This is a genomic window from Aquabacter albus, assembly GCF_040049275.1.
In the GTDB taxonomy this organism is placed as follows: domain Bacteria; phylum Pseudomonadota; class Alphaproteobacteria; order Rhizobiales; family Xanthobacteraceae; genus Aquabacter.
In genome coordinates, this window is sequence record NZ_JBDZDT010000007.1 from 29,356 (window position 1) to 40,924 (window position 11,569).

10 protein-coding genes are annotated in these 11,569 nt (G+C 67.8%); 5 read left to right on the forward strand and 5 right to left on the reverse strand.

Annotated features, from left to right (window positions below; genetic code table 11):
* The first annotated feature begins 1 nt into the window (after window position 1).
* On the forward strand, window positions 2-1,453 hold the full coding sequence (locus ABLE91_RS18340) for an MmgE/PrpD family protein (protein WP_348933095.1): 1,452 nt from the start codon (window positions 2-4) through the stop codon (window positions 1,451-1,453).
* Between the two features lie 169 nt (window positions 1,454-1,622).
* Here ABLE91_RS18340 and ABLE91_RS18345 read toward each other — a convergent pair whose 3' ends face one another.
* Window positions 1,623-2,459 carry an alpha/beta fold hydrolase gene (locus ABLE91_RS18345; RefSeq protein ID WP_348933097.1) on the reverse strand — a complete coding sequence of 279 codons (837 nt, stop codon included), beginning with the start codon at window positions 2,457-2,459 and terminating at the stop codon, window positions 1,623-1,625.
* Window positions 2,460-2,584: 125 nt separating this feature from the next.
* On the opposite strand from ABLE91_RS18345, the gene ABLE91_RS18350 reads away from it, so the two are divergent.
* Window positions 2,585-3,619: a GlxA family transcriptional regulator gene (locus ABLE91_RS18350; protein WP_348933099.1), complete on the forward strand. Its 1,035-nt coding sequence runs from the start codon at window positions 2,585-2,587 to the stop codon at window positions 3,617-3,619.
* A gap of 71 nt (window positions 3,620-3,690) precedes the next feature.
* Here ABLE91_RS18350 and ABLE91_RS18355 read toward each other — a convergent pair whose 3' ends face one another.
* Genes ABLE91_RS18355 through ABLE91_RS18370 form a run of 4 tightly spaced genes read right to left on the reverse strand, consistent with a single transcriptional unit; the run spans window position 3,691 to window position 8,613 of the window.
* Window positions 3,691-5,187 (reverse strand): aldehyde dehydrogenase family protein, encoded by a 1,497-nt coding sequence (locus ABLE91_RS18355; RefSeq protein WP_348933101.1) that lies wholly within the window; start codon window positions 5,185-5,187, stop codon window positions 3,691-3,693.
* 45 nt (window positions 5,188-5,232) lie between these two features.
* Window positions 5,233-6,111 (reverse strand): MBL fold metallo-hydrolase, encoded by an 879-nt coding sequence (locus ABLE91_RS18360; RefSeq protein ID WP_348933104.1) that lies wholly within the window; start codon window positions 6,109-6,111, stop codon window positions 5,233-5,235.
* A gap of 26 nt (window positions 6,112-6,137) precedes the next feature.
* On the reverse strand, window positions 6,138-6,878 hold the full coding sequence (locus tag ABLE91_RS18365) for an SDR family NAD(P)-dependent oxidoreductase (protein ID WP_348933106.1): 741 nt from the start codon (window positions 6,876-6,878) through the stop codon (window positions 6,138-6,140).
* Window positions 6,879-6,906: 28 nt separating this feature from the next.
* Complete coding sequence (locus tag ABLE91_RS18370; RefSeq protein ID WP_348933108.1) at window positions 6,907-8,613, reverse strand: GMC family oxidoreductase; 1,707 nt, start codon at window positions 8,611-8,613, stop codon at window positions 6,907-6,909.
* A 232-nt stretch (window positions 8,614-8,845) separates the two neighbouring features.
* Here ABLE91_RS18370 and ABLE91_RS18375 point away from each other — a divergent pair, with 232 nt between their 5' ends.
* From ABLE91_RS18375 to ABLE91_RS18385, 3 genes are all read left to right on the forward strand, one after another.
* Window positions 8,846-9,820: a LysR family transcriptional regulator gene (locus ABLE91_RS18375; RefSeq protein ID WP_348933111.1), complete on the forward strand. Its 975-nt coding sequence runs from the start codon at window positions 8,846-8,848 to the stop codon at window positions 9,818-9,820.
* A gap of 141 nt (window positions 9,821-9,961) precedes the next feature.
* Window positions 9,962-10,387, forward strand: coding sequence for a Zn-ribbon domain-containing OB-fold protein (locus ABLE91_RS18380; protein WP_348933113.1), 426 nt, complete (start codon window positions 9,962-9,964; stop codon window positions 10,385-10,387).
* The gene (locus ABLE91_RS18385) at window positions 10,384-11,559 is read left to right on the forward strand and encodes a thiolase C-terminal domain-containing protein (protein WP_348933115.1); all 1,176 of its coding nucleotides are present in this window, start codon (window positions 10,384-10,386) and stop codon (window positions 11,557-11,559) included. Before ABLE91_RS18380 ends, ABLE91_RS18385 begins: the two co-directional genes overlap by 4 nt.
* Window positions 11,560-11,569: the final 10 nt, after the last annotated feature.

Consider the following 11,569-nt stretch of genomic DNA (forward strand, 5'->3'; position numbering starts at 1 on the left):
CATGGACGCGCAGATGGGAGCGACCGCCGCCTTGTCCACGTTCGCGGCCGGGGTCCGATACGAGGACCTGCCGGTGCGGGTGGTCGAGGATACGAAGCGGATCATTGCCGACACGCTCGCTTGTGCGGTCGGCGGAACCCTGCTCGATGCCGGCCGGATGGTCGGCGAGGCTGCATCGCAGATCGGCGGGGGGCCGAAGGAGGCCACTGTGCTTGGCTCCGGCCGCAAAGTGTCGGCCGCTGCCGCCGCCTTTGCCAATTCCGCCCTCGCCAATGCGCTCGATGCAGATGAGACCCTGTTCAACTCGAGCCACCATGCCTGCTGCACGGTTCCTTCGGCACTCGCGCTGGCGGAGGCGCTTGGGCTCAGCGGCAAGGAGCTGATCACCGCGGTTGCGGTGGGCTACGAGATCGGCGCCCGGGTCTGTGTGTCCCTCACCATCGCACGCGTGAACGAGAAGGGCGACATCGAGCGCTTCCCTACCACGGGGCTTGGCTGGGCGGTCTTCGCGGCTGCGGCAGCGGCCTCCAAGGCGCTTGGGCTCGCTCCGGCCCAGTTCGCGACCGCGCTGGGCATCGCCGGCTGGACCTCTCCCATTTCCAGCCACCTCAAATGGGATCATAGCGGCGAGCTTCACATGATGAAGAACTCGCCCCACGCCTTCATGGGGTTCTCGGGCGTGACGGCGGCGCGGCTCTCCGCGCTCGGGTTCACGGGCGAGCCGGCCATGCTCGATGGCGATGCCGGCTTCTGGCGGCTGGTGGGCTCGCCGGATTGCGACTGGAATGTCCTGTGCGGCGGGCTGGGGGAGAATTGGTGGATTTCCCGCGCCGCCATAAAGCCCTATGCCACCAACCGGCTCACGCACCACGCCATCAGCCTGTTTCGCGCTCTGCAAAGCGAGAATGACCTCGGGCCGAACGAGATCGAGAAGATCGAGATCAAGAGCTTCGCCCGGGTGGCTTCGGCATTCCTGTCTGGAAATCTGGCGCCGAAGAACCCGGTTGAGGCGCAGTTTAGCCTGCCGTTCGCGATCGCGGCCAGCGCTTACGGTCACGAACTCGGACCCCAATGGTGCCAGCCCGCGCAGCTCTCGGACCCGCGTTTGCGGGCATTTGCGGGGAGGGTTTCAGTATCGACCGATCCCGAGATCCAGAAGACCATGGCCGAAGACCTGCTCCGGACCCGTCGTTACCCGCGCGTCCCGACCATGGTCACCATCTTCGCACGAGGCCAAAGCTTCACACGATCCGCGAATTACGCGCCAGGGGACCCCGACACCGAAGCAACACGCCTCACCGATGCCGACCTCGAACGCAAGTTTCATCTCTTCACCGACAACGTGCTCGGGGAGGAATTATCCGCCTCCGCTTGGCTTAAGCTGTCAATGCTGGAGCAGTGGCCCGAGGTCAGTGTCGTAACGGCCGCTTTGTCCGCACGTTCAGGAGACTGAGACGGCTCCTTCGTCCTGTCCCCGGGACAGGGCGGGCCCTCACGGTTTGGCTGTTGGCGCTACTCCATGTGCATGTGCCGCTACCACTCACGGAACACGCGCTATGGGCGAAGGAAAATTTATCGAGGCGATGGGCGCACCGTCTCCGGTGCGCCCGCCGTGCTGTGGCTCAGCTCTGAACAAAGGCGAGCAGGTCGGCGTTGAGGACGTCGGCATTGACCGTCAGCAATCCGTGGCCGTAGCCGGGATAGGTCTTCAGCGTGCCGTTCTTCAGCAGCGGGGCGGAGAGCCTGGCGCTGTCGTCGATCGGGACGATCTGGTCGTCCTCCCCGTGCAGCACGAGGGTCGGGACGGTGATCGCCTTCAGGTCCTCGGTCTGGTCGGTCTCCGAGAACGCCTTGATGCCGTCGTAATGCGCCTTGGCGGAGCCCATCATGCCCTGCCGCCACCAGTTGTTGATCACGCCCTGGTCGACCTTCGCGCCCGCGCGGTTGAAACCGTAGAAGGGCCCTGTCGGCACATCGAGGAAGAACTGGGCCCGGTTGTCGGCGAGCGCTTTGCGGAAGCCGTCGAACACCTCGATCGGCAGGCCGCCGGGATTGTCTTTCGTCTTGACCATCAGCGGCGGCACGGCGCTGACCAGCACCGCCTTGGCCACCCGGCCCTGCGGCTGGCCATGCTTGGCGACATAGCGGGCGACCTCGCCGCCGCCGGTGGAATGGCCGATATGGACGGCGTTCCGGAGATCGAGATGCTGGACGACCGCCGCGGCGTCGGCCGCATAGTGGTCCATGTCGTGGCCGTCCCAGACCTGGCTTGAGCGGCCGTGACCGCGCCGGTCATGGGCGACGACGCGATAGCCCTTGGAGAGGAAGAAGAGCATCTGCGCGTCCCAGTCGTCGGACGACAGGGGCCAGCCGTGATGGAACATGATCGGCTGGGCATCCCTAGGACCCCAGTCCTTGAAGAAGATTTCAGCGCCGTCCGTGGTGGTGATCGTGCTCATGATGCGAGGCTCCTGGGTGTGGCCGGGGTGTCATCCCCGGCGGCTCATTCGATGGGGAGACAGTAATGGCCTGCGGTCCGCTTTCGGATTGGCGCGATGGACAGATTTCAGGCCATAAGTGACAAATGACGAAACCTAAGCCCTTGGCGGAGATCGCCGTCCTGCTCTATCCCGGCGCGCAGCTCGGCGCGGCCCATGGACTGACGGATCTGTTCTCGGTCGCCAACCTGATGGTGAAGCGCCGTCTCGGCGAGGAGGCGCCGCGCCTCCGCGTCAGCCACTGGCGCGGCCGTGAGAACGGCCAGGGCGCCGAACGCGTCTTCGACAGCGATCCGGGCGCTGCGGGAGAGCCGGATTTCGTCATCATGCCGCCGGCCGTCATCGCTCCGATCACGTCGGACGAGGCGGCCCCTCTGGCGATCTGGCTGAAAGAGCGCCACGCGCGCGGCGCAACGCTCGCCTCGGTCTGCGCGGGCGCATTCCTGCTCGGCGAGACCGGCCTGCTGGAAGGTCGCCCCGCCACCACCCACTGGTTCTACGCCAATGACTTCGCGGAACGGTTTCCGAAGGCCCGCGTAGACATCGACAAGCTCGTCATCGACGATGGCGACCTCATCACGGCGGGCGGCCTCATGGCCTGGACGGACCTGGGGCTCAAGCTCGTGGACCGGCTGCTGGGACCGACCGCGATGCTCGAAACCGCGCGCTTTCTCTTGGTCGACCCGCCGGGCCGCGAGCAGCGACACTACAGCGTGTTCTCGCCCAAGCTGCGCCATGGCGACGAGGCGGTCCTGAAGGTCCAGCACTGGCTGCAGGCGAGCGGCGCCCGCGATGCGACGCTTGCCGCGATGGCGGATAAAGCCGGGCTTGAGCCGCGGACTTTCCTGCGCCGCTTTCAGAAGGCGACGGGGCTGAAGCCGACCGAGTATTGCCAGCACCTACGAGTCGGTAAGGCGCGCGAGATGCTGGAGACCACCACGCGCCCGGTCGAGCAGGTCGCGTGGGATGTGGGCTACGAGGACCCGGGCTCGTTTCGGAAGGTTTTCGTCAAAGTGACCGGGCTCGGCCCGCGCGAGTACCGCCAGCGTTTCGGGATTGCGGCCATTCGTGAGGGCACGCGGATCGAGGACGCCGGAAGCCGGCAGTCTGCGGACCAATAATGCGCCGGCTGAGCCCAACCTCAGCGCATACCGCTTCCAGTCCGAGCATGCGGATCACGCTCGCGGTCAGATCAGGTCGCATTGATCCAGACCGATTTGGTGTTGAGATATTCGTGAAGGTGAGCGGCGCCGGATTCGCGGCCGTAGCCGCTCATCTTGTAGCCGCCGAACGACACCGCCGGGTCCATCAGCTGGTAGCAATTGATCCAGACCGAGCCCGCGCGCAGGGCCGGGGCGAGGCGGTGGGCCTTGCGCACGTCGCGCGTCCAGACCCCCGCGCCGAGGCCGAACATGCTGGCATTCGCGCGCCGCGCCAGATCGTCCGCGTCGTCGAAGGCAATGGCGGAGACCACTGGGCCAAAAATCTCCTCCTGGGCGATCCGCATGCCGTCGGTCACGTCCGCGAACACGGTCGGCGGCACGAAATGGCCGTGCGCGAGGGCGCCTTCGGTGAGGCGCGCGCCGCCCGAGACCGCCCGCGCGCCCTCCTTCAGCCCGATGTCCATGTAGCCGGTGACGCGGTCGAGCTGGCGCTGCGAAATCAGCGGGCCGAGCTGGGTGTCGGGATCAAGCCCGTCGCCCACCCGCAGCGCCCGGCCGAACGCCGCCACCCGGCCGACGAATTCGTCATAGATGCGCCGCTCCACGAACAGGCGCGTGCCGGCGCTGCACACCTGCCCGGTGTTGGCGAAGGCCGCCATGGCCGCGCCCGGCACCGCCGCGTCGAGGTCGGCATCGGCGAACACGATGTTCGCCGACTTGCCGCCAAGCTCCAGGGACAGGCGCTTGAGGTTGCCGGCCGAGGCGCGGACGATGTCCTGCCCGGTGAGGTGGGAGCCGGTGAACGCCACCTTGTCGATGCCGGGATGGGCGGCGATGGCCGCCCCCACGGTACGCCCGAAGCCGGTCACCACATTGACCACGCCGGGCGGCACGCCGGCCTCCAGCACCAGTTCGGCGAAGCGCAGCGGCGAGAGCGAGGCATCCTCCGCCGGCTTCAGCACCATGGTGCAGCCGGTGGCGAGCACCGGCCCTGCCTTGAGCACGCTCATGCCGAGCGGCGCGTTCCAAGGGATGATGGCCCCGACCACGCCGACCGGCTCCCTCAGCGTGTAGGAGAAGACCTCCCCCGGCACGGAATTGGGAATGGTCTCGCCGTGCAGCGCGGTTGCATGGCCGGCATAGAAGCGCAGCAGGCCCACCATGCGCTTGCGCCCCAGCCGGGTGCGGCTGATGGGCCCGCCCATGTCCAGCGTGTCGAGCAGCGCCAGTTCGTCGAAGTGCCGGTCAAGCAGGTCTGCGAGGCGCAGCAGCACCGCCTGCCGCTCGTCGGGCTTGAAACGGCCCCAGGGGCCCTCGAGGGCGGCACGGGCCGCCCGCACCGCCCGGTCGATGTCCTCCGCATCGCCCTCGGGAAGCGTCGCGAGCAGATCTCCCGTTGCCGGATTGCGGCTCTCGAAGCGCCGGCCGGAGACGGCCTCCACCCAGTCCGCGCCGATCAGCATCTTGCGGGGACCGCCGTCGGCGAACGGGGTGGCGTGACGCGAAGCAAGGCTTGACTGGCCCATGGAAGGCTCCTTCGAGAAGGCTGGGGTCTGTGCGTGGCGGGCGCGTCAGATCACCAGCCGGTAGCCGGTCCCGCGCGGCGCGAGGCGGCTTGCGTGCGGCGCGCCGAAATGGGCGGGGAAGACCAGGGCGTCCTCGGCGATGCACCGCTCCAGCAAAGCCTTGCGGGTGCGGTAGGCGAGCTGGCTGTCCTCGTCGAAGCGGCAGTGCCATTCGGGGCGCGGCACCTGGACGATCTGGTGCAGCACGTCGGCGGAGAAGATGCCGGTCTCGCCGTTCGAGCGCGCAGTGAGCACCACCTGCCCGGCGGTGTGGCCGGGCGCCGCGGAAACCGTCAGGCCCGCGGATATCTCATCGCCATCGGCGATGTGGTCCACGAGCCCGGCGTCATAGATCGGCATGACGCTGTCTTCCAGCAGGCAGGCGCAATCGGGGAAGCCCTTCAGGCCCGCATCGGAGGCGATCCAATGGTCGTACTCCGCCTTGGGGAAGAGGTAGCGCGCCTTGGGGAAGGTCGGCACCCAGCGGCCGTCCTCCAGCCGCGTGTTCCAGCCCACATGGTCGACATGGAAATGCGTGTTGACCACCAGTGTCACGTCGTCCGGCGTGACGCCCGCCGCGGCGAGGCGGTCGAGGAACGGGATGTCCAGCATGTCGAAGCGGCGGAAGGCCGGCGGGCGCGGCTTGTCATTGCCGCAGCCGGTGTCGATCAGGATCACGTCCTGCCCGTTGCGCACCACCCAGGTGTGCATGCTCGACATGAGCCGCTGGGTCTTCGGGTCGAGGAAGGCGGGCGTCGCCAGCTCCGGGTTCTCCTCATAGAAGGAGGGCTTGAAATCCGCGAACAGATAGCCGGGTGGCGAGCCGGGGCTCAGCATCTCCTCGACGCGGGTAATCTCGATCCCGCCAACATGGAACGTGCTCATGGCTCATCTCTCCTTGCCGGCTCCGGTCACAGCGTCGCGATGCCGATGGTGAGGCCGCCGCAGATGTTCAGGGTCTGGCCGGTGGTGAAGCCGGCCTCATCGGACATGAAATACATGCAGGCGGCGGCGATCTCGTCGGGCTGGCCGACCCGGCCGACCGGGATTGTCTTCAGGAAGGCGTCGCGCTGGGCCGTCCCGGCCGCCGCATTGCCGGCCACGAAGCCCTCAGTCTCGATCGGCCCCGGGGAGATGCAGTTCACCGTGATGCCGTGCGGCGCCAGCTCCAGGGCGGCATTGCGGGTGAGGCCGACGATGCCGGCCTTGGTCATCCCGTAGAGCAGGCGCCCGTGCTTCCCGAGAGCCGCGCGGCTGCCCGTGTTGACGATCCGGCCGAAGCCGGCGGCGCGCATGTGGGGCACGAAGGCCTGCATGGTGAGCACGGTGGCGGCGAGGTTCACTGAGACCAGTTCCTCGAAATGCTCGAACTTCGCGGTCTCCACTTCGCCGTAGAAGAAGCGGGCGGCGTTGTTCACCAGCCGGAGCACCCGGTGGCGGCCGGCGATCTCCGCGAGGGTGTCGCGGGTTTTGTCGGGGCTGGAAAAATCCACGTTCACGAACTCGCCGGGAAAATTCTCAAGGGGCGAGGTGCGCGCCAGGCCGATGACATGGTGGCCCTGGGCAGCGAGGCGGCGCGAGATGGCGAGGCCGATGCCCCGGTTGGCGCCGCTGACGACGGCGGCCGTTCCGGATGCGGTGTTCTCTCCCATTGTGGTCTCCTGTTCTGGTTGCCGGCGGTCAATGCCCCGCCACGATCGCGTCGGCGATCTTCTCCGCTGTCATCATGGTCGGCACGTTGGTGTTGGCGCAGGGCACCACCGGGAAGATGGAGGCATCCACCACCCGCAGCCCCTGGGTGCTGCGCACGCGTCCGGAGGCATCTGTCACCGCCATGGGATCATCGGCGCGGCCCATGCGGCATGAGCAGCTCGCATGCCATGTGCCGGTCGCCGAAGACCGTATGAAATCCTCCAGCTCGGTGTCGTTCTCCATCAGCCGGTCGAAGCGATAATTGCCGGCCATGAACTTGTTGATCAGCGCGCCGCGCACCGCCGGATTGGCATCGAGCATGCGGGCCAGCGCCTGCATCAGGACCCGGTTCCTGGGGTTGACGATCCCCACCTGCCGCACGCGCTTGTCGTAGCTGGCCGGGAACGGGTCGCTGGCGGCCGCTCCCATCTGCGCCGAGCGCTGGATCGTGCCCATGAGGCGGAAGCCGCCCATCAGGCGCTCCACGTCGCGCCGGTCGCTGAGGAGATTGAAGGCAACGGACGGCGGCTCGCGCCAGTCGGCCGACTTCAGCTTCACCTCGCCGGATTGCGAATAGCTCTTGTTGACGAAGATGATGAAGGTGCCGAGCTGTTCGCCCACCGCATGCCATGCCGACTTGCTGGCGCAGGTCACGAACATGTCGCCGGCCGGCGCGCCCTCCTGCCCGGAGGAATAGCGCAGCGCCATGAGGATGTGCCGGCGAGTGAGGGTGCCGATGCGCGCCTCGGGCTTCAGGAACGAGGCCAGCGCGATGGAGGGGTGGTCCATCAGGCTCTGCCCCACGCCCGGTACGTTGGCGACCACCTCGATGCCCTGCTCGCGCAGATGGCCGGCGGGGCCCACGCCCGAGCGCAGCAGATGCGCCGGCGAGGCAATGGCGCCGCTGGAGAGGATGACCTCGCGGGCGCGGAACTCCTCCTCCCGCTCGCCGGTGCGGCAGACCACGCCGACGCAGGTCTGGCCCTCGAACAGGAGCCGTGTGACGGTGGCGCGGGTGAGCAGCCGGAGATTGCTGCGCTGGCGCGTGGCCGGGTCGAGATAGCCGATGGCCGAGGAGACGCGACGGTCATAGGCGTTGGAGATGGTGATGGGGAAATAGCCGTCCCGGAACGGCCCGTTCTGGTCGGCAAGATAAGGGAAGCCCGCAGCATCCAGGGCGGATGCGACCGCCTTGGCGTGGCCACACCACAGTTCGGGAAAGATCCGGCTGATGGGGATCGGCCCGTCCTTGCCGTGAAGCGGGCCGTCGAAGTCCATGTCCCGTTCCAGCTTGCGGAAATAGGGCAGGACCGAGTCCCAGTTCCAGCCGGCGGCGCCGCGCGCCTCCCATTCATCGTAGTCGTTCGGCGCCCCCCGGTTGGCGAGCTGGCCGTTGATGGCCGAGCCGCCGCCCAGCACGCGCGCCTGCTCGTAGCGCGCCTCGGGCGGCAGCGGGGACGAGAAATCGTTGTGGGGAATGGCCCGCGCGCGCGCCTTCAGGTCGGTCCAGAGGAAGCGGGGGTTGAGGTAGGCGAAGCCGGGATAGCTGTCTAAAATCTCCGGCGGGACGCGGCCGGGCGGGGTGTCCTCGCCGGCTTCGCACAACAGCACCTTATTGGATGGCTTGGCCGACAGCCGGTTCGCGAGGACGCACCCGGCGGACCCGCCCCCGACGATGATGTAATCGTACGTCAACCCGCTCTTCCCTATGACGCACCGGACTTCTTGCCCGGATGCTCCCCCCACGGATGTCCCGGGTTCTCGCGGCCCGGTCTGCACTCTTCCGCGCGTGATGCGACCCCTTGATTAGCAAGCCGCGACGGCCTCGGTCGACTTTCCCGGGAGCATATGTTCTATAATCCAAAGGTATGGCAGGACATGCCGGAATGGTGGGAACGGACCGCAAGCGTCCACCCGGAGGAAACGCGTGGAAGTCCGTGACTTGCGCTATTTCAGGACCGTTGCCGAGGCGCGGAGCTTTTCCAAAGCCGCGCTGAAGCTGCGGGTCGCGCAGCCGGCCCTCAGCCGGCAGATCCGGCGCCTGGAGACCACGCTCGGCGCCCCCCTGTTCGAGCGCCACAGCCGGGGCGTGGTGCTGACCGGGGCCGGCCAGCTTCTGTTCGAGCGCACCACGAACCTGTTCGACGATCTCGCGCGGATCGAGCGCGACGTGGCCAATTTCGCAGGCGCCAAGACTAGCCGGATCACGCTGGGGGTGCCGCCAGCGACCGCCCGCCTCGTGGTGCCGCCTTTGCTCAAGGCGGTCCAGGCCGAGGCCCCGCACATCACGCTGAAGATCATGGAAGGCTTTTCCGGCGTGCTCCACGACTGGCTCAGCACCGGCCAGGTGGACATCGCCTTCATGCACAATCCGAGTCTGGCGCCGAACCTGACCTTCGTGCCGATGCTGGTAGAGCACATCTATCTGGTGGAGCCGCCGGGCAGCCCGCCGCGCACCGAGCTCACCCTTGCCGAGGCACTGGCCCACCCCCTGTTCCTGCCGAGCCCGACCAACAGCCTGCGCCAGCTGGTGGACCGGCTCGCCGCGCGCGAGAAGCTGAAGGTGGAGATCGCCCAGGAGATCGACGGGCTGACCGTCACCAAGGCGTTGGTGCAGGCCGGCATGGGCCGGACCCTCTATGCCTACAGCGCCGTGCAGAAGGAGGTGAGCGCCGGGGAGCTCACCGCCTGGCCCATCGTCACGCCGGGCGCGGTGTGGAGCCTCGGCGCCGCCTTGAGGGTGGACCAGAATTCCGGCGCGCTGGCGGAGTTCGTGGCGCTGCTGGCGCGCGAGGTGGCGACGCTCGTGGAGGAGGGCGTGTGGCTCGGCAAGCTCCACCGCATTCCCGCGATGATCAAGAAGAAGGCCGGAAAGCGCCGCCCGGCCGCGCGTGTGGCCTGATCCCGCTCGGCCTCCGGCCATACCCTTCCGGCATAGTTTCCTTTCCCCAAATCGCCATTCAGGCCCTCCAGGCGGCGCATTAGCGTGGGCGCCCCCGGCCCGCCTGCGGTCGGCCGTGCGCAACGAACCGTGGAACATACCGTGGCGACTTACCTACCGAGCGCTCTGCCCGCGCCCCAGCCGGACCTTGACGACCTGCCGTTCTGGGAATTCTGCAAGGCGCGCGAGCTCCGGATCCAGGAATGCGCCGATTGCGGCACGCTGCGCCATCCGCCCATGCCCGCCTGCCCGGTCTGCCGCTCCATGCGCACGTCCTGGCGCGCGGTGCCGGGGACCGGCAGCGTCTATTCGTTCACTATCTGCCATTACTCGGCCCACGCCTCGCTGAAGGAGACGGTGCCCTACAATGTCAGCGTCATCCTGCTGGACGAGACGCCGGACATCCGCATCGTCTCGAACGTGATCGACGTGCCGCCCGAGGAGATGGCCATCGGCCTGCGGGTGGAGCTTGCGTGGGAAGAGCACGCCGACGGCTTCGTCCTTCCGCGCTTCCGGAGGGCAGCATGACTGAGGCCTTTCCTTCGGACACCGCCATCGTCGGCCTCGGCGAGAGCCGTTACGGCAAGCGCGGCAGCATCACCGAGGTCAGCGAGTTCCAGGTCTGCTGCGAGGCGATCAAGGCGGCGGCCGAGGATGCCGGGCTCGACGTCACCGAGATCGACGGCTTCGCCTCGTTCGCCGACGAGCGGCACGAGCCGGTGCGCATCCAGCAGACGCTGGGCATTCCGCAGATGCGCTTTTCAAACCTCGTCTGGGGCGCGGCAGGCGGCGGGTGCTCCGCGTCCGTGATGAACGCCGCCCTCGCGGTGCATGCGGGCATCTGCAAAGCCGTGGTGGTCTACCGCTCGCTGTGCCAGGGCCAGTATGCCCGCTTCGGCCATTACCGGCCCCGCGCGGTGGGCGGCTCCTACATGACGCCGTTCGGCCTTCTGACCCCGGCGCAATATACTGCTCTCACCTTCCGCCGCTACATGCACGAGAAGGGGATGACGGAGGCGCAGCTCGCCGAGGTGCCGCTCGCCTTCCGGGACCACGCGCTGCGCAACCCGCGCGCCATCCAGTACGGCAAGCCGCTGACGGCGGAGGAGTATTTCGCCTCCCGCTACATCGCGACGCCATTCCGCCTCTACGACTGCTGCCTGGAGAGCGATGGCGCCTGCGCGCTGATCGTCACCACCGCCGAGCGGGCGCGCGACCTGCGCCAGAGGCCGGTGCGCATCCTTGCCGCCGCGCAGGCCAGCAATGCCGGCTGGGGGCTCGGCCCGGTGGGCTCGCACAACATGCCGCTGGCCGACTACGGCACCACCAATTCCCGCGAACTGGCCCGCGCCCTGTTCGGTATGGCCGGCATAACGCCCGCCGACGTGGACGTGGCGCAGATCTACGACGCCTTCAGCGGCCTCGTGCCCATGGCGCTGGAGGACTTCGGCTTCGTCGGCAAGGGCGAGGGAGGGGCCTTTGTCGGTGCCGGAAACCTGCGCTGGTCCAGCGGCACGCTTCCCACCAACACTGCCGGCGGGATGCTTTCGGAAGCCTATCTGCACGGGCTGAACCTTGTGCACGAAGGCGTGCGCCAGATCCGTGGCCACTCGACCGCGCAGGTGGAAAGCGCCGAAATCAGCTTCGTCAACAGCGGCGGCGGCGCCGGGCACAAGAGCGCGTTGATCCTGTCGAGCTGAAACGGGCTGG